The sequence below is a fragment of the Pseudomonas sp. FG43 genome (assembly GCF_057809175.1).
Window position 1 is genome coordinate 42,706 of the sequence record NZ_JBMDJL010000009.1, and the last position, 18,681, is coordinate 61,386.

At 49.9% G+C, this 18,681-nt stretch carries 18 protein-coding genes and 1 pseudogene; 7 read left to right on the forward strand and 12 right to left on the reverse strand.

The genetic code is table 11. The annotated features are described in order from the left end of the window. Positions 1-89: 89 nt before the first annotated feature. Both ACODS3_RS12625 and ACODS3_RS12630 read left to right on the forward strand, forming a co-directional pair. On the forward strand, positions 90-1,586 hold the full coding sequence (locus ACODS3_RS12625; RefSeq protein WP_489034539.1) for a hypothetical protein: 1,497 nt from the start codon (positions 90-92) through the stop codon (positions 1,584-1,586). A 56-nt stretch (positions 1,587-1,642) separates the two neighbouring features. Further along, complete coding sequence (locus ACODS3_RS12630; RefSeq protein ID WP_122689679.1) at positions 1,643-1,822, forward strand: hypothetical protein; 180 nt, start codon at positions 1,643-1,645, stop codon at positions 1,820-1,822. Between the two features lie 38 nt (positions 1,823-1,860). Here the strand turns inward: ACODS3_RS12630 and ACODS3_RS12635 are convergent, their stop codons facing one another. Next, positions 1,861-3,576: a replication endonuclease gene (locus ACODS3_RS12635; protein ID WP_489034541.1), complete on the reverse strand. Its 1,716-nt coding sequence runs from the start codon at positions 3,574-3,576 to the stop codon at positions 1,861-1,863. A gap of 266 nt (positions 3,577-3,842) precedes the next feature. On the opposite strand from ACODS3_RS12635, the gene ACODS3_RS12640 reads away from it, so the two are divergent. Next, positions 3,843-4,304, forward strand: a complete 462-nt coding sequence (locus ACODS3_RS12640; protein ID WP_122689677.1) for a hypothetical protein — start codon at positions 3,843-3,845, stop codon at positions 4,302-4,304. 72 nt (positions 4,305-4,376) lie between these two features. On the opposite strand, the gene ACODS3_RS12645 is transcribed toward ACODS3_RS12640, so the two are convergent. The 11 genes and pseudogenes from ACODS3_RS12645 to ACODS3_RS12695 form a co-directional block, all read right to left on the reverse strand. Beyond that, entirely contained in the window at positions 4,377-4,793 is a 417-nt protein-coding gene (locus tag ACODS3_RS12645) for a hypothetical protein (RefSeq protein ID WP_489034543.1), read from the reverse strand. A gap of 31 nt (positions 4,794-4,824) precedes the next feature. Beyond that, complete coding sequence (locus tag ACODS3_RS12650; protein ID WP_122689675.1) at positions 4,825-5,676, reverse strand: TIR domain-containing protein; 852 nt, start codon at positions 5,674-5,676, stop codon at positions 4,825-4,827. 52 nt (positions 5,677-5,728) lie between these two features. Continuing rightward, positions 5,729-7,510 (reverse strand): hypothetical protein, encoded by a 1,782-nt coding sequence (locus ACODS3_RS12655; RefSeq protein ID WP_122689674.1) that lies wholly within the window; start codon positions 7,508-7,510, stop codon positions 5,729-5,731. 221 nt (positions 7,511-7,731) lie between these two features. Next, a pseudogene (locus ACODS3_RS12660) lies at positions 7,732-9,954 on the reverse strand (transporter substrate-binding domain-containing protein); the annotation flags it as partial. An 8-nt stretch (positions 9,955-9,962) separates the two neighbouring features. Beyond that, positions 9,963-10,589, reverse strand: coding sequence for a response regulator transcription factor (locus tag ACODS3_RS12665; RefSeq protein ID WP_201006881.1), 627 nt, complete (start codon positions 10,587-10,589; stop codon positions 9,963-9,965). 327 nt (positions 10,590-10,916) lie between these two features. Next, entirely contained in the window at positions 10,917-11,312 is a 396-nt protein-coding gene (locus ACODS3_RS12670; protein WP_201019060.1) for a response regulator, read from the reverse strand. 195 nt (positions 11,313-11,507) lie between these two features. Continuing rightward, positions 11,508-12,839, reverse strand: coding sequence for a deoxyguanosinetriphosphate triphosphohydrolase (locus ACODS3_RS12675; protein ID WP_489034547.1), 1,332 nt, complete (start codon positions 12,837-12,839; stop codon positions 11,508-11,510). Positions 12,840-12,906: 67 nt separating this feature from the next. Further along, positions 12,907-14,067 carry an EAL domain-containing protein gene (locus ACODS3_RS12680; RefSeq protein ID WP_201019061.1) on the reverse strand — a complete coding sequence of 387 codons (1,161 nt, stop codon included), beginning with the start codon at positions 14,065-14,067 and terminating at the stop codon, positions 12,907-12,909. A 97-nt stretch (positions 14,068-14,164) separates the two neighbouring features. Continuing rightward, positions 14,165-14,506 (reverse strand): hypothetical protein, encoded by a 342-nt coding sequence (locus ACODS3_RS12685; RefSeq protein WP_201019062.1) that lies wholly within the window; start codon positions 14,504-14,506, stop codon positions 14,165-14,167. After that, positions 14,503-14,895 (reverse strand): phage holin family protein, encoded by a 393-nt coding sequence (locus tag ACODS3_RS12690; RefSeq protein WP_117165662.1) that lies wholly within the window; start codon positions 14,893-14,895, stop codon positions 14,503-14,505. Before ACODS3_RS12690 ends, ACODS3_RS12685 begins: the two co-directional genes overlap by 4 nt. 4 nt (positions 14,896-14,899) lie before the next feature. Further along, positions 14,900-15,214, reverse strand: coding sequence for an ElaB/YgaM/YqjD family protein (locus ACODS3_RS12695; RefSeq protein ID WP_201019063.1), 315 nt, complete (start codon positions 15,212-15,214; stop codon positions 14,900-14,902). Positions 15,215-15,599: 385 nt separating this feature from the next. Here ACODS3_RS12695 and ACODS3_RS12700 point away from each other — a divergent pair, with 385 nt between their 5' ends. From ACODS3_RS12700 to pcaQ, 4 genes are all read left to right on the forward strand, one after another. Continuing rightward, a complete protein-coding gene (locus ACODS3_RS12700; RefSeq protein ID WP_489034550.1) occupies positions 15,600-16,682 on the forward strand; it encodes an acyltransferase family protein in 1,083 nt (360 codons plus the stop codon). Between the two features lie 79 nt (positions 16,683-16,761). Continuing rightward, the gene (locus ACODS3_RS12705) at positions 16,762-17,385 is read left to right on the forward strand and encodes a hypothetical protein (protein WP_489034552.1); all 624 of its coding nucleotides are present in this window, start codon (positions 16,762-16,764) and stop codon (positions 17,383-17,385) included. Between the two features lie 59 nt (positions 17,386-17,444). Then, a complete protein-coding gene (locus ACODS3_RS12710; RefSeq protein ID WP_201019066.1) occupies positions 17,445-17,684 on the forward strand; it encodes a glutaredoxin family protein in 240 nt (79 codons plus the stop codon). A 37-nt stretch (positions 17,685-17,721) separates the two neighbouring features. Next, the gene (gene pcaQ, locus ACODS3_RS12715; RefSeq protein ID WP_489034554.1) at positions 17,722-18,651 is read left to right on the forward strand and encodes a pca operon transcription factor PcaQ; all 930 of its coding nucleotides are present in this window, start codon (positions 17,722-17,724) and stop codon (positions 18,649-18,651) included. Positions 18,652-18,681: the final 30 nt, after the last annotated feature.

Here is an 18,681-nt window from a genome sequence, read left to right on the forward strand (position 1 = left end):
CTTTGAAGAAAATATCGCTTTGGCGCTCAAAATTTTCTTCAAACCTTACAAAAAGGAAACTATAAAATCATATAAACCGGTAAAGAAAAATGGCTGAACTAAAAACAACAACAATGATTTACAAACATCTTAATTACAAAAACAATGGCAAAGGTATGTCTGCACTTTTCAAAAGCTTGGCTCATTCCCTTCGCATAGCTCCAACCGTAAAAAATAAAATACTTGCCACGAAAGTTTTAGAGTGGGACGAAAATCGGTCCCATCTGAATTACGTTTGGACACCTGAATTCGGCAATGCTCCTGTCAAATTAGACACCCTTTCTGAAAAGCAAAAAGTAAGTATCCAAGAAAATTTTATTGCACCAATCGTCAATGAACAAAAAATCAAAGACGAGAAATCCGGACTCCTCGACACTTTAAGCAAGTATAAATCAAAAATAAATAAATGGCACAACTCACTAACAAGCGATGACCCTTTAAAGGCTTTTCTTGTAAATATTCTATCTGAAAAAAATGTTGTTGATATTGAAATCGCCACTACCCAGTTACAACAATTTGCATTTGCTCGCAAAAATCAGAAGTCTGAAAGCGTAAAAAAATATCTAGAGCTTCACAACAAAGTTACTGAAAATAGGTCTGATTTATCAAGAAATAAAATTTTTGTCCAGGAGGCGTTTTTCAAAATTCCACTGCATAATAATGTACACGTATCCACTGCTGACCTTATCAGCAATATCAACTCGTTTTACAAAGTCAATTTTCCTGACTATCCAATTAAGCTCATTGTGTTTCACGGTGACGAAATGGGAAATCACCCTCATATATTCGTTGATGCAAAGAATAAGCGGACTGGAAAATATGATTTGCTCACCGCGCAAAAACACTTCGTGAATGATAATATTGACAAGCTTAAAGCAGAATATCCCGAAGCGGAAGCGTTGAAATTTTCCAGAAATGAAAATGATTATTTCGATAAAAAACTTCAAGCCCAATATTTCCAAACCTTGTTTTATCAACATGCCAATAAGATGCTCGCCAAGTATAACGTCCAAGCTAAAAAACTTGAAAATACAAAAGAGAATAATGCTCGTATGGCTTTGATAGAGGCTGATGCTAAAAAGCCTAAAATCCAACGACAGTATAGTTTTTACAACGCCCAGCTAAAAGAACAGCAGCAGGCTATATTGGACGCTGATGAAGAGTTAAGTAAAAAGACGAAGTCGATAGAGCTTATTGATGAGTCATCAAAAGACCTACTAAAAATCAACAAGGACTTGGTTGATGAAAATGAAACGTTAATGAAAACCAATTACGCATTAGAAACTAAAGTTGCCAACTTATCAGAACGCTTCGACATGATGGTTGAACGTCTAAAAGACATTGCGAGTTCGGTGAGTGCTTTTGTCGTTGACCTTATGACTAAAAACAACGCTCAAAAGTCAAGATATGACATTGAAGCAAAACAAAACGATTTCTACCAACAATTTGAAACCTATGACCCTGTTAATAGCACTCTCGAAAAGATGAGTGAAACGGTACAGGATTACAAAATCAGAAATGAGTTGCTTGGATTAAGGAAGCTCTGAAAGTGCTACAATGTCTTTAACCTATAACACTACTAATATAATAATGAGGAAATCAAATGAAGAATAAAAATATTAAACCAACATCCACCAAAACCCACCCCGGAAAGTCCCGCGCCGAACTCTTGTTCGACAATATGGAAATGGAAGACAAGCTGGTAAAATTAGTTAGGAAGAAAAAAGACAATACACTTAACGGCTTACCTGACCTTCACCCGATAAAGATCGGTAGAGCTTAATGGTAAAAAACGCAAATAGAGCCTTGGGCTCTTTTTTGTTACCTGAATACTGTCTTCAAACTGCACTCGAACTTCGTTCTTAAACATTCATCAGTGCCCTTTATCCTGTAACCCCATCGCACCTTTTTGATAAATTCAAAACCACTCCACGAAATCTCATCATGCTCAACAATGACGGGCTGAATGAACTCATTAGCATACCCACAAAAAGCCCAAAACTGACCAGATTGTCTGAATTTTGCGAGTTGAACGAAAACCTCGTTCTTCAACGTGCTAAAAAGCTCATGAGGCTCTTTATCGAAAAACCTGTCAAATGCACGCCATAAGATAGTTTGAGTTTTACCAAAAAACCCATACATTCTAAACCCCCATAAACGGGCAACTGCCTTATTCTTCATTGACTCATCAGACTTTTCGCGCAAACTTTTGATTACGTACTTTGTGATATATGAGGCAGGACTGGCGTATTCTTTACCTGATTTTTTTGCTGCATCTTCTGATATACGGACTATTTTCACAGCATTCTCACTGTGAGAATAATGCTTGTGAATAAGAGACACCAAATCGTCGGCTTGATCAGGACGAACAAAAAACATTGAATGCATATGAACACATTGGTCCTTATGAGCCTCCTTGCACCACATTCCAAGCGTTTGTATCTCGTGCCTTTGTCTGTCTTTGTTTAATGCCACAAGCCTCGTAGAAAGCCAATCAGACGCTTCCCTAGGCGTAGCACCATTCCAGCAGTTACGACCGCTAGCAGGATTCGAATGAAATTCCGCTGGGCATGTAAATGTAGTAAACAGCGAAATGTATCCCTTGCTTTGGGCGACCTTCTCCAAATCCTTAACCTTCATATAGATTTCAGCAGACTTGCGTTCATCTGTTAAGGCAAATTTAGCAAGAGGAATTTCCTGTTTTCCGCCATTCTCGCTTGTATAAGTGATAATTGAATTATCTATAAACTCTTGTTGTTCAACATCCTTATCCAATTGATACTTTAAAAGCTCATTACTACAATATGCTTCTCCATTACCGCCTATTTTTGCACGTTTTAGCAGATGCATTTCTCTTTGCTTTCTCGCCACAGCTTTAACAATTCTTGCAAGTTTTCTAAAAATACTTCTGTATTTGCCATCAACATCTTTGCTGTAAATACTTTGTTCACTGGCGTAACGTATTCCTTCATCGTCAACAAAAAACTCATAAAGCTTGTCAAGGACAGTGCCAGGACAACGCAAGTCGGCGAACCTTACATCTTTATAAAGCTCGATTTGATTCAGCTCGTTCCTGAAATTCTGGTGCGCGCTTGCTTTCAAGATTAGCGTTTTAATATGTTCATCAAAACATAGAAAACTGAAAAGCCGATTTATCATCTTGGCTAATGCCAAAGCCTCCTTTGCATAGTCATCAATCTTGTTCTCATACCCAAAAACCTGTTTTTGATAGGCTCGGAGAACGTTTAATTTTTGTCCGGGTACTTTCGTGCGTTTTGTAAAGCCGAGTTCGTCAGCTTCATCATCACTCAAAAATGGCAAGGAAGACTCAACTTCATATCGATTCGAAAACTCGAAAGTTCTTGTTAATGGGTTGAGTTGAGAGATTATAACTTTCAGCTTCGCTGATAACTCTGATATGTTAATATCTGGGTTCAGGAAAAGTTCGGCATTAGATTTCACTACTGCAATGTTTTCTTGTGTTAGTGCTTGGCTTTTATTTTTATATGGTACAATAGATTTATGGGTTGTTTTCATTTCTTATATTTTTGTGTGGTAACTTCAGTATAACAAATCAAACCCAATCACAAGAGCCTAACGGCTCTTTTTTATTGCTTGTGTTTTTTAAGCCCTAGGTGCTGTAAGCATTTGCTGAATAAGTCATTGCGCTGGCAGCCACGGATTTAAAGGTTGCGACAGTTGTTTTAGAATTATCCAAGAAGAGCAAAAAACTTAAAGCCGATCGAGTGTACTGCTAAGTAAACATTTACCACATGATACAATTTAGAAAAAAGAGAACTTAAATGAACGGAAGAGGATTAGACTGTATTTTAGTGCCATTTTTAATCATGTTTATGTTTCTTCTGAATGTGAAATATCCTTTCATGCCTCCATTTACAAATGGCATGACAAAGGATGGTTCGGGAAAAGTCATCGTAATTACCCATGAACAAGCAACGATAAACAAAGAAAAAGAAAAACTTCGAGTTGAGCAGCTTGCAAAGGAAGCAGGAGAAATCAAATCCAGTTACGCGAAAGCATATCGAGATTGCAACGGAAAGTCTTGGGAAAAATATGGCTCGACAAGCGCAATATCTGTGGAGTATGCATTTAACTCGTATGATAAGACTTGCTACAAAACCACAATGACTGGTGATTTGACCAAGGGAACGGAGGGTTTATACAGAGATAATTTCAAAATCACTTATGAAACTGAGTTTGTTCGTAGTGAGTTGCGAGATTATATGCTTGTTTATCGGGAGTAAAAGAAAAATCAAAAGCGACTAAAAGCCATTTCAGTTAAGCACCTGCGGTTCCCAGAGCAAAGGCTTAAAGGACTATTGAGCCATTTTCACAATGCTTATAGCTAACGATGTAAGCGAAACCACTATTGCAATTGAGGACAGCCACACCGTTGTTTTAAACTTGCTGTTATCCGCTTGAAGCCCAGCGAGTACAGATGAAAGCATCGGAAAATGGACGCATTTATAGTCCGCACCTACTTTTAAAGCAAATAATGGAACCTTCGATTTATCCTCATTTTCATAGGAGTGTAATTTATTTAGATGGTTGTATAATCTACCGAAAATTATATCCGAATCGACTCCCAGTTGAGTGGCTATCAGCTTACAATCTATGGGCAGATAGACTTTGCTTTGGCGTCCATTTTCCTCTCCTTTTTGATAGTTGCTAAACTCTTCATAATAGCGATTGTAAATAGCTTCTAACACTTGTAAATCGGTTGGTAGCTTCATAGCAATTCCCTAATTGATAGATTCAGCCTTTTCAGAACGGGATGTCATCATCAAATGAATCAAATGACTTTGCATTTACTTTTTCTGCTTTTACAGCGGGCATAGCCTTTCGAGAGGCTTTGATTTTTGTTTCATTGGCTAAAATGTATTCTAGACCGTCAGGAGTAACAGAGTATGTGTAATACTCATACATATTATCTGCACGTACTTCTTTTTCGATAAGCCCCAAACGCTCTAATTTAATAACAGCGATAGAAAAGAATTCGGTTGCGTTCGAGTCGTTAAATACTTCACCTGAAACCACTCCTTCTACGCTGTGGAGACCTTTTTCGAATATCTCTAATAACAGTCGCAACTCGGTCTCACCAACTTCATAATCAAAGCCGGTCTTCTTTGTTCGTGCTTTAATGATTTTCACATCGTCAGTAGCTAAACCTAATCTGATGATTTCTTTTTTCACTTTGTTGCAAGGAGCGTTAACAGCCATTGACAGGTCGTTGTCTGACCTGTTCCCATTGAAGTCAGCAGGAGTCAGTCCTAAAAGGTCAGTAGGAAAATGAAGTTCGACATCACGCGGCTTTATTATGAAACAGCGCTCTTTCGACAAACTGCCGATAAATAACCCAAGCTCGAATAGCACGTTATCCCGCGCCACTGGGTGGCTTTTCTCCCGTATTGTCGAAACATCGTCTGGGGTAAAGACAAAAATAGCAAAGTCAACGGTCCTTGCCCTTTCCTGCAACTCTTCAATTGTCTGCGTCGATAGTTTGAAACTGTCTTTCCAATGTACGACTTCGGCATCGTAGTCAAGGCACTCGTTGATTGCGTTCGCTACATCCAAGCCCTCCACAGAAGAAGCTAAAAATATTCGCGGTTTTCTCATTTTGATTCTGCCTATTTTCAATCGCAACAGTTTTATTATTTTCTGAGGATAATCATCTTAAGTAGTGAAAGTTAAACATCAACGAATCGATATTGCCCTCGTCAAAAGCCAAACCTTTTTGAGATAAACTCCTTTTGTACGAGCCATAGTTAAGCTCCACCATTTTAAAACCTTGTGCAACTGTATGTATGGTATTTTCCGATGATGCCAAAGCCATCAGCCACCGCATAACAGAGTCTAGATAATCATGCGTATTTTCAACAAGAATTTCTGTATAGGAAGGCGTTGACCCATCGTGAACAATCGTATTTCTCGCTCGATATATTCTGCGAAGTTGCCAAGCTACTCTTTTAGAGTGGGCGTCTAGCACGTCCACTATTAATTTGGGGCTCGATAGAATTTTTTGCAGATGCTCGTATCTGTCGCGCAACAGATGAAAATCGCCAAAGCTCTCTTCTAGGTCTTTACGAAGATGCTCATACTTACTTAATGCTAATAAATGAGCAGTTTTTGAAACAACACCTTTTGCGTCCACAGCCTTGTAAATCCGACGAACGACTCCCGCGTTCCAAGTGAGCAAGTCCTTTGAAAATCTTGTTAGCAGCTTATTTACATATTCTAAGTTAAGAAATGGCATTATTGAGTTAGCAAGGTGGTCAATATGTGCAGTATCTTTGTCTTTATTACTAGGAATAAGAGATTCAAGTGCTATCCAGAGGTTAATCATCTGATTCTCAACAGACTCACTAGCGAGAGCTAGTGAATGCAACTCCGCACTTCTATGAAATTTTGCAAACGATTCTGGTTGTAAGCTAAATGCCTTCATAAAAGAAGAAAGTTTTTTAGACGCCACCGTCTGAACCGTGTCGTGGCACTTATGCATTGGATTGGTATGCCGAGAGATCTTTGTGCAAGCGCCTGTCTCGGAATTCCTTACTAGACAGTCAGTAATTGATTTGGGACTTTCTTTATGATGATAAAGCCCTATTAAAGTCTGGATGGTTTCAATTTTTCTATCAGATTTTAGCTTAACTATATTTGGCTCTTTACCCTTCACCTTAGCAATGAACAAAAATACTTCGCCAGCACCAAGATTTAATTTGTTCCTAGTTATTTCCTCTTGGGAGATAGGAGTTCCGTCCAACTCTCCCGAAACCAGTATACCTAACCTTTCAGCAGCTTCTGCAAACTCTTTAAAATATTCTGGCGCTTTATATATGACATCGAATTCAACAGGACGTACATTAAACTTCTCAAAATACGCTGTGATAGCCTCGTTGTCAGTTATACGGTCCGATGAGTAATGGAAAAATTGCTGTGATACTTTTCGGATATATTTATCAGTGTATCCGTAATTCAGAAGTGTAGTTATATATGACCTTGTCAGCCTTCTTAGTTTGGACCTATCCTGAGACGTCCTCAACTCGACTAATATAAAAACCTCAGTCATGACTTTGTAATCATGTAAAGGTACTTGACGCATCAGCAATTCAATTACTGTGGCGACGCTTCCATCAGAGGATTTAGGACTTTGAAGTATAGTAGTGACGCCCTCTATGTCCACGGTCATCATCCGCTGAGCGACTTCATCAGATTTTAGATTTTCGCAAAGTTCATTGAGGATATGAGCCAAATTCGGCTTCATCACAACACCAGCATCAATTGCCTTAATGGTTGTTACAGCCTCTTTTATTAGTAGTGCGGTATTCATAGCAGACGGCTTATAGGTGTCGAGCGTATAGTCAAACATCAACTCATCTATAAGTTGCGCTACAAATATTAGTCCTTTTGATTCTTCGCGATTGTCCCACTTCCCTAAGCTTCTGAACCGCATAATGACTCCATTCGATAGTGAGCGTTCGACCGTAGCATGGATGATGTCACATTGATGCGCCCATAGGAACCTGACCCACAGCACATCATTCCCGGAGCTACACAAAGCTGATTTTCATTGTTCGTTGTTCACCGCTACCGTTCGAATACGGGGATATTGGTACGTTTGCATCGTAAACCGGCTGTACATTTTACAAAAATGGTCGATGTGGTCATACTCTAAAGAATTCTACGAATAGCGCCATTCATCGCGTTCATGGGCGTGCGGATTTCGTGGCTCATGGTCGCAAGAAAGGTGCTCTTTGCCCGGTTGGCATTGTCGGCCAGTTCCTTGGCTGCTTGCAGTTCTTCGATCAACTGACGGCGTTCGCTGATATCGATCCAGCCACCGATGATGCCTTGCACTTCGGCGAGGGAATCGCGAAACGGCAATATCCAGTGGTAGATGGTCAGCTGGCGTTCGCCGATATGCAGGGTCCGATCGAGAATCAAGGGCGTGCCGCTGGCCATGACGCGCTGGTAGTCGGCGGCGTATTCACTGGCCTCGAATGCATTGCTCAGCACGCCTTCGGTAGCGCTCTTGCCGATGATGTTTTCACGGCGGGCCTCGAATACATTGAGGTAGCTGTCGTTGCACATGCGCAGCAAGCCTTCGCGGTCACGGACGTAGATCGGGTGCGGTGTGCCGTTGACCAGCGCGCTCATGAATTCCAGTTGATCGCCCAGCGCCCGTTCTGCTGCCTCACGCTGTTTTATCTGGCGGCGCATGTAGGCATTCCAGACCAGCAGGCCGAGCAGCAGCAGGCCGGCGCCGGTGAGGATCTGATAGATGAGGCGCTGGTAGTTGTGCCATGTGACGCCGACTGGCGTATACGAGCGCCAGCGGTTATTGATGGTTGCCAGGTCCTGTGGCGCAATGCTGGTCAGGGCCTTGTCGAGAATCGAGGTGAGTTCGAGGGCGTTGCGTGAGGTGGCCATGGAAATAAGCGCCGGGTCCTCGCCAACGGTGGCCGTGATCTGTAGCCGTTCCTCGAATACACCTGAGGACAGGAAGTAGTTTGCGCTGAGCAGAGACGTGATCGCGCCCTCGACCTTGCCAGTGGCAAGCATGTCCAGCGCCTGGAACGGGTTATCGATTTCTACCGCGACAACATCGGGGTATTCGCGTCGCAACCAGGGCAGTATCGGGCTGCCCTGGATGATTGCAAGACGCATCTTGCCCATCTGTTCCAGATAGGACGGAGCGTCCGGGTCCTTGCGGGTTATCAGGACGAAGGAGTTGTCGATATAGGGACGGCTGAAGCTGAACAGGTCTGCGCGCTCATCGCTTGAAGCCATGGCACCGATCATGTCTGCCTGCCCCTGAATCACCTGGTTCATCATGTCGCTTGAGCTTGATGCGCGTATCACCTCGAACTTCAGGCCGGTACGCAGGCGTACGAGTTCAAGCAGGTCTGCGGTAATGCCCCGGAAATTGCCGTTGGCGTCGTAAAAGGTCAAGGGAGCATAGGTTTCGTTGACGGCCACGCGCACTGTCGGGTGGCGGGCAATCCAGCGCTCTTCGCGTTGGGTCAGTTGCAGTTTCTGGTCGGTCAGCAGCATATCGATGCCGGCGCCCCAGCGTTTGGAAATGTCGATGCGCTCGTCGACCGGAATGGCCTTGAGTGTCTGATTGACGATGCCCAGTAGCGGTGAGTTTTCATTGCTGATGGCAAAGCTGAAGCCGTTGGCTTCGTGCTTGCCGAAACTGGCCATTTTTACATTGTTCAGATAGCCCTTGTTGATGATGTATTGCGTGGAAATGGTGTCGCCGAGAAAGACATCGGCCTGATTGAAAGCCACAGCATTGATGGCGTTCTGAAAAGAGGGGTAGGTTTGCAGGATTGCATCGGGATAGAGCGCCTGAACCTCGGCCAGGGGCAGGTAGTGATAGACCATGCTCAGACGCATGCCCTTCAGGCCGTCGGTCAATGAACGTGTATCGCCTGAGCGCACGAGCAGAACGGGCTGGTCCACTGCGTAGGGTATTGAGAGTCTGATGTTGCGGTCCACGGCTTCAAAGCCATTGGCGCTTCCCAGGAGGTCTATCTGGCCGGTTATGAGCGCGTTCATCGCGGCTTCACGGTTTTCAAAGCGCTGGACCCTGACGGGGAGGTCCAGTGCCCGCGAGAGGATGCTGGCGTAATCGGCCGTGATGCCTTCGTAGTCATTGCCGGAAATGGTGATATCGAATGGCGGGTAGTCCGGTGCCGATGTGCCAAGAGTCAGTTCACGCTTGCTACGTACCCATTGCCACTGGGCGCTGTCCAGCTTCACATCCATGTGAGTCGGGCTTGAACGGCCGAGCAGGGTGTAGTGGTCCGCCGCCTCAAGGTTGGTAGGTATGCTCCAGCCTAGGCATATGCTCGTTGCCAGTATCAGAAAATGTTTAAAGCACTTGGGCATCCGGGTTCTCACACTAGCGCGTTGCGTTTTGCCATCTCGATAAGTTCTACCAAGGTTTTTGTTTTCAGCTTTTGCATGAGTCGGGTCTTGTAAGTGCTGACGGTCTTGTTGCTGAGAAACATGCCCTTGGCGATTTCCTTGTTGGAGCGCCCCTGGGCAAATAATTGCAGTACCATCAATTCGCGATCATTCACCAGTTTGAACAGTTCTATTTCGCTGGGCTGGCCATCTTCGCGAACGGCCGGGGTCAATGCCTGACTGGGAAAGTAATTGTAGCCGGATAATACCGCTTTAACAGAACTCAGGAGTTCGCTCAGGTCTTCCTGTTTACACACATAACCGGCTGCTCCGGATTGCATGCAGCGAATGGCGAAAATAGTGGGGGTTTGCGAGGTCAGCACGAGGATTTTCGATGACAGGCCCATGCTGTTGAAGCGGGCCAGTACTTCCAGGCCATCGAGCTTGGGGATACTGATGTCAAGGATGATCAGGTCAGGCATGCATTCGCGGACCATTTGCATGGCGTCCACGCCGTTATCGGTTTCGCCGACCACTTCATAGTTTTCGTTTTCCAGCAGCATCCTGACGGCCAGGCGAATAACGGGATGATCGTCGATGATAAAAACTGAGTTCATAATTCAATCCATACAAGCAGCGAAGAAAGCGCGCACCTTAGCTCAGATGTTCGGGCAGGCACATGAATGGACCCGCTCGGCAGGTGTATATAGGAAAGTTCCTACAGTAATTAGAGTATCGGAGTACGTAAAAGCCCACGTCGGGATTTAAGTTTTTAAAAAAACAGTCTGTTCTAGTGTGCGGATCAGTTATTGAGTTTCATCTTGTTTATTGCGTTTGGGAATTACCCTTCACAGGAATCGTCGGTTGCCTACAGTGCAAAGGTGTATTCACTGGCGTAGTGCCAGTCTTGATACGCTGGAGCCGGAATATTGAAAACCCGGGAGTCAGCGGCCGGGCAGTCTGGCCAGCAGGCGGGAGAGGTCTGGGCCGTGCAGAGGCTTGCTCAGGCAACCCAGCAGCGGAATCCCGCGCTCAATGGCCTGTTGCTCCAGCTCTTGAAGATGTGACGGGTCCAGGCCGCTCAGAACGATGGCCTGTCGTATGAAACCCTTCTTGTAGGCCTCGTCGATCAGGTCGAACCCCATGTGCTCGGGCAGGCACTGGTCGCACAGCAGAAGGTCGTAGGGTTCCGTGCTGCGCTCCATGGCGGCCATGGCCTCCAGGGCATTGAGGGCCGGAGTCAGCAGGAAATATCCTTGGTTGTTCAGCAGGATCTGGGTGGCGATCAGTTGAAAGGGGTGATCCTCTACCAGCAGGATTCGCAAGTCGTTTTTAAACATGGGGTTTCCGGCAAGGCGGCAGAGTGCCTCGCTGGCGTTTGCCAGTCCGGCAGTTAAAGTGGCTGGATTATTGGGGGAGCTGTGAAGGGGAGGCGATAGGACGTTTTTGGCCTGTGTGTAGGCCTTTTCTGAAGTTGTTGTGCATGGCCGTGATGACCGGACACATGAATCGAGTGTGTCCGGCCAGTCGGTACTTCATATCTGCCCGGAGCGTCCGGTCATTTCCCTGGCCATTTCGGTGGCATAGCTGTCGGTCATGCCGGCGATGAAGTCGATCATGCGCAGGAATGACGTGTGCAAGGGTGCCTTGGGGTCGGGTGCGTTATTGCCCAGCAGGTCAAGGATGCGCCTGTTCTTGAACGATGGCGCACGTCCTCCGAATTGCTCGACAGCCGCGCCGCAGAAGGCATTGAGCAGGATTTCAAGGGTGGTATAGGCACCGATCTCATGCAGGGTCTTGCGCTTGTCCTGGAAAATCTTCTTGCGCGCCATGTCCTTGGCGTTCAGCACGCAACGCTTGGCCGGACCATGCATGTGCTCGACCAGATCGCCGGGAAGCGTACCGGCCAGCAAGGCATCCTGCTGCTCAACGAAGGCGCGGGCGGCGGCATTGGTCAGGTGCTCGATGGCCTTGCCGCGCAATATGGCCAGTTTGCGGCGGCGCGAGTCACCGGGACCCAGTTGGCGATAGGTTTCGGGCAGGTCATCGCCTACCAGCCCCAGCAGCAGTGACTCGACTTCTGCGTAGTCCAGCAGCTCCATTTCCAGCCCGTCTTCCAGGTCGATCAGGGCGTAGCAGATGTCATCGGCGGCCTCCATCAGGTAAACCAGAGGGTGGCGCGCCCAGCGCTGATCTTCCAGTTGTGGCAGGCCCAGTTTATGGGCGATCTGTTCAAGGATCGGCAGTTCGCTCTGATAGCAGCCGAACTTGTGCTTCTTGTAGCCCAGTGAGTCGGCGTGCCGGGCGGTCCACGGGTATTTGAGGTAGGTGCCCAGAGTGGCGTAGGTCAGGCGGGTGCCGCCGTCGAACTGGTGATATTCCAGTTGGGTCAGGACACGAAAGCCCTGGGCGTTGCCTTCGAAGTTGAGGAAGTCGTTGCGCTCGGTTTCGCTCATCGCATCGAGCCAGCCGCGTCTGGCAGCCTGGTTGAACCAGTTGCGGATCGCGTCTTCACCCGAATGGCCGAACGGCGGATTGCCGATGTCATGGGCCAGGCAAGCCGATTGCACCACCATGCCCAGGTCGCTGGGGTCGCACCAGTCGGGCAGGGCGCCGCGCAGGGTTTCACCAACGCGCATACCCAGCGAACGCCCGACGCAACTGACTTCCAGCGAGTGGGTCAGGCGTGTGTGGATGTGGTCGTTGCTCGAAACCGGATGGACTTGTGTCTTGCGCCCCAGACGCCGGAAGGCACCCGAGAAGATGATGCGGTCATGGTCTTTGTGGAAAGGGCTGCGCCCCAGTTCTTCAGGGCTATGCAGCGGCTTGCCGAGTCGTTCGCGGTTAAGCAGGGTCTGCCAATCCAAGGCTTTCACTCCGTTATTTTCGAGACGGGCCTAGCTTCCCGGTTCAGTCGTCGGACCGCAAGGCCTGTCACATCCCGGCGGCGTCGATATCGATCAGCAGCAGGCGGTTGCCATTGTCGAAGAACTGCCCGGCGGTCAGGCAATACTGATTGCTTGTCGCATCGCGATAGGTGTTGGACAGGGTCAGCCTGCGCTCGTCCCAGCCTTCGGCCAGAAGGTGATAGAAATAGGGTCGCCAGGACCAGTTATGCCCCAGATATCGTGCATCGGCGTGCCAGGCACCATCGAGCCATTCCAGGTTTGGCGTGAGTTGGGTGCCATGCCGGTCGCATTGATAGAAACGCAGCAGCCACGGATAGTTCTGTACTTGTGGCAAATCGCTGACCGGCAGTTTCTTTTCTGCCCAGCGTTGCAGGAGCTGCATCAGTTGTGTCAGTTGCTGGCGCAGCCCCATCAGTCGGGCACGCTCTGCGACCTTTTGCAGGACGTAACGATCTCGCAGTTCTGCAAATTGCCTGACGAAGGCATCGGCGGCAAAAAAGTCCAGCTCACCCCTGGCGAACAGATACCCCTGAACATAGCGCGAGCCGCATTCCAGGGCGAAATTCAGTTCGGCCTCGGTTTCCACGCCTTCTGCAATGATCCAGCAACCGGTCTTTTCTGCCATCAGGGCCAGAGCCTTGACCACATCACTGCTGGGGCCGCCCCGTGCTGCGGCCTGGAACAGGCGCATGTCGAGCTTGAGAATGTCCGGTTGCAGGGCCAGCACGCGGTCCAGTTGCGAGTAACCGGCACCGAAGTCGTCAATGGCGATACGGGCTCCGGCCTCGCGATAGCGTGCGACAACATCGGTCAGCCGCTGGCTGTCACCGCCCAGTTCGGTTATTTCAAACACGATGCGTTCAGGAGGAACGTTGTGTCGATACAACTGCTCAAGGCTGGGGAGGGCTTGTCCGGGTCGAAGACGGCTGATCCAGCGGGGCGAGATATTCAGGCTCAGAAACCAGTCATCGGGCGCTTCATGCAAACGGCTCAGGGCATTGTCCCTGATCATCCGGTCAAGGTGACGCAGGTCGGCGGCAGGCACTTTCGGGTCAGAGAACAACGGGCCGACCGATTCCAGCTGGCCGTTTTCCTTACGAATTCTTCCCAGAGCTTCAACACCGGCAATGCGGCCGGTAGCGGTATCGATGAATGGCTGAAAGCAGGCAAGGGGTTGCCCTTTCACATATTTCTCCTTACTTACACAGCACCAAGACGCGCCCCGAATCAGATTCGGGGCGGGCACTTGTTACATATGTTGCAAGAATGTAGCCAAACGCAGGTCAGTGTTTGCCCGTACGGTTTTGCAGTGCGACCTTGAGCAGGGGCAACAAGGTGACCCCCAGTTTGACCATGCGGCTCAGGGCGCTGGTCTGTCCGCTTTTGGCCCCTCGTCCACTGAAGAAACCCAACAGGGCGACGGCACCCATTCCCCACAGGGGCGCATGCTTGATGCCCAGGGCGCCTTGCCAGTCGTTTTTCAGGCCGCGCACCCGTTGCAAGGGCTGTAGCAGGTGTGCCGACTCGTGACGTATTTCCTGGCGATGCATTTCCATGCGCAGGCGAATCAGCGCCTTGCGCAGTTCACGCCGGGTATTGCCGCTGTGCGACTTCGGTTCATTCATGGCATCAATCGCTCACGGTCGTTGGCCAGTTCTTCGAGGGTCGCACTGAAGGGCGAAGACTCGTCGAAGATTGCCTCTTTCAGGCGCAATCCACAGAACACCGCTGCCAGGAAATAGAACGAGCACAGGCCAATGATGCCGGCCAGACGATAGCTGTCCCACAGAATGATCAGGAGCAGTGCCGATAGTCCGGTCAACAGCAACAGGGCAAATACCAGTGCCAGCCCGGCGAACAGCAGCAGGCTCAAGGTGCGGGCTTTCTGTTCCTGCAACTCGATCCCGAACAGTTCGACATGGCTGTGCAGCAAGCCAAGAAATGCAGCGCCCAGGCGCCGCGGTGAAGAGCCCTGGTCAGCCTTGGGCGACCCTGATTCAGTTCCGAGGCTCATGGGATCAGCGCCTCGTGGCCAGCAGGCCCAGGATGAACCCGACACCGGCAGCGATACCCACCGATTGCCATGGATTGTTCTGGACATAATCTTCCGTGGCGGTAACGGCTGCCTGACCGCGTTCGCGCAGGGATTCTTCGGTCAGCTTCAGGGTTTCGCGGGCACGCAACAGGCTCTCGTGGATCTGATTGCGTAGCTCGTCTGCCTGATCACCGGCGAGTGTGGCGGTGTGCTCAAGCAGTTTTTCGGTGTCGGCGACCAGAGTCTGAAAATCTGCCATCAATATCTCTTGAGCATTCTGTGCTGTTTGGCGAGCCATGTTTTTCTCCGTCAGGTGGCGTATGGATGTTTCGAGTGCAGCGGATTCGTGAAGGTTCATTTCAATTGCCGCGTCCAGCCCGGGCGCAGCAGCTTTTGACTTATGTTGGTGCGCCATCGGGGGCGAGCGCGCTAATTTGGCGTGTGCTGCCCGGGATGCAGGCGGGCGTCGATGCAACTGACCAGAACAAAGGTAATGCATTGTCGAAGATTTTGCGTGATTGTGCCTTGCCCCTGTCGGATTGCTTCCCTACAGGTGCAACTGAACGGCATGAGCCCGGGGTTTCATAATTTCCACGCTTGGCTATGCTCTCTATCGAATTGTGGGGTCGGTAATCGAGTACTGCGTTGCCATGGAGCAACGGTGGTCAGTAATGGAGAAAGGCATGGAGCGGCTGTATTCCCTGCAAGGGCTCAGGGGCGTGGCGGTGTTGGGCGTCGTGCTGTTCCATATGATGTCATTGGAGGAAAAGTTTTCCGGGGGCGATATTCTTCTGCCGCCTTTTCTCGAATTTTTCCAGTTGGGCGTCGATCTGTTCTTTGTGATCAGCGGCTTTGTGATGGTGATTGTCAGTCGCGGGCGTTTCCAGAACAGCGTCGAGGCTCAGCGCTTTCTGTTCAACCGTGTTTCGCGAATCTACCCGACCTACTGGCTGTATTTCTTGATCACCCTCGGGGTGTATCTGGCCATGCCCGGTCTGGTCAACAGCGGCCATGGTTCATCCAATCTGCTGATGTCCTTTCTGTTGCTGCCCAACGATAAAGTCCTGCTGGTGATGGTGGCCTGGTCGCTGGTGTTCGAGCTGTGGTTTTACCTGATGTTTTCCGGCTTCCTGTGGTTCCGGGAGCGAAGCCTGCCAGTGTTGCTGGCGATCTGGGCCTTGGTCATCGTGGTGTTCAATGCCCTGGAGAACTGGGAAGACTACTCACCGGCGCTGAAGATCATCCTGCATCCCTATTCGCTGGAATTCATCATCGGTGTGGCGCTGGCGCTGTTCTTCTATGGGCCACACAGCTCGCGTGTGCCGACTGCGGCGCTCTGGCTGTTGCTGGTCATTGCGTTGGTGGGCATGCCCCTGATCGGTGTCTATCGTCTCTACGACAGCCAGGGTTTGTTACGCATGCTGGCCGTCGGGGCGACATTCGGCGGACTGGTGTTGAGCCTTGCATTGCTGGAACGACGCAAGAAAATCGCAATGCCCCGGTTTCTGATTGCCGTAGGCGATATGTCCTATACGGTTTATCTGTCGCATCTGCTGGTGCTGGGCGTGATAGGTCGGGTCTGGCATTGGGTGGGCGCATGGCCGCAAAGCTATCTGGACAACCTGTTCTTTGCGGTGCTGATGATGGCTGCCGTGGTGTGTTATGGCTGGGTGGGCTATCGCTGCTTCGAGAAGCCGGTCCTCGACCGTGCCAACGAATTCTGTAAACGGCGCTTTAGAAATGACGCCCGGATGGTGGGCTCATAGAAAATCATGTCTGGCGAGGAGCCATGGGTTTCTGCTGTGATGCGCGGTCATTGAGACGCCATGATCAGGAACCTTGCCGATGGGCTTGCAGACACTTACGCCCTACGGCGGCATCACGATCATGCTTCCGGCCGCTCTGGTCATTGGAGGCTGGCTCTGGGCAACCCGATCCAGAACGGCGGCGCTGTTGTGGGGCCTGACCTTGCTGGTGGCGTACTCGACCGTGGTTGCCAGCAAGATCCTGTTCAAGGGCTGGGGCGTGGCGCTGGACAGTCTGGGAGTCTATGTCCTCAGCGGTCATGCCATGAATACCTGTCTGGTGTTGACGGTCGGCTTGAGCCTGTTGGCCCGGCAGATTCGTCACCGGTTGCGCTGGCCAGCAGCGGCCATGGGATTGCTGCTGGGCTGGTTGTTCAGCGTCTATTGCGTGGCGCCCTTCATTCATCCTCTGCCCGAAGCGGTCGCCGGTGCCTTGTTGGGTTCTCTGGCCGCTTGCGCATTCCTGGCCTGTCTGGAAAACCATTCCGGCACACGGATTCCTTCAAGCGCCGTTTTTGCCGGGCTGTTGGTCATTGCTATCAGCAGCACGACCACCAAGTACAACGCCGAAAAACTGCTCGACCGGATCTCAACGAAGATGTCCGGCTCCGAGGAGGCTTTCAGGCAGCCGGAATGGCGAGACCCGCAAGACAACTCGCGTTGAAACATCAACAGTCCTAGAATGGTCGGCCTACGTCATTTCTATCCCAGAGGATGTTTTCCATGCCTCCCGAATGCCAATTGTTCGGTACCTTGGGTTGCCATCTGTGTGAGGTCGCTGAAGCGATTCTGCTTCCATTGGTCGAGCATGGCCTGCTGGTCGAGTTGGTGGATATCGCCGAAAACGAGGCTTTTTTTGAAGATTATGGCCTGCGGATTCCTGTGTTGCGGCGCGTCGATACCGGGGCCGAACTGGACTGGCCCTTCGATAGCGAACAGGTAGCGTTTTTCCTCAGCAGATAAGCAGCTTCACTCCTAACTTCAAAAGGCCCGATGCGCATTGAATATCGATACCCGAATCAAGTTTCGTCATCTGGTGTGCTTTCTTGAAGTGGCACGCCAGGGCAGTCTGGCTCGGGCTTGCGATGCACTGGCAATCAGTCAGCCCGCACTGTCCAAGAGCCTCAAGGAGCTGGAAACCCTGCTGGCAACCACGCTTTTCGTGCGTAGCAAGAGCGGCGCTGCCCTGACTGAGGCGGGCGTGGCGTTCATGCGTTTTGCCGGGCCGAGTGTGCAGGCGTTGCGTGAAGGCGTCAGTAGCCTGCGTTCGGGGGAGCATGAAACGGTCACGGCCCGGCTGGGCGTGCTGTCTACCGCTGAAAGCCTGCTGGTGCCTGAAGTCATCACCAAGCTGCACGAGCGGCATCCGGCTCTGGTCGTCAGCGTGATGACCGGCCCCAGCGCCTATCTGCTGTCGCAGTTGCGGGTCGGGGAACTGGATCTGGTCGTAGGGCGCATGACCGATAGTCCGCAGATTCAGGGCCTGACTTTCGAGCATCTGTACAACGAGTCGATGACGCTGGTGGTGCGCAACGATCATCCGTTGCTGGCTGCACCGCTCAAGCGCGAAAGCCTGGAGAGTTTCCCTCTGGTCCTGCCGCTGGCAGGCACCACCATCCGCAAGTTCGCCGACAGTCTGTTCGTGCAATACGGCATTCAGCCGCCACGCCAGCGTCTGGAAACCCTGTCGCTTACCCTGAGTCGGCGTTATGTACAGTGCAGCAATGCGATATGGATTGCGCCGCTGGATGCCGTGCTTCAGGAATTGCAGAGCGGCACCCTGGTGGAACTGGACATGGGGATTCGCGAGCCGGGTGGCTCCGTGGGCCTGTGCAGTAATCCCGCCTTGCCGTTATCGCGGGCTGCCCAGTGGTGCGTGGACGAATTGCGCGGGGTGGGCGAGGCGTATCGTGACGGGCGATATACATAACCATTTGGTTATGGATGCTGCAAATATTTT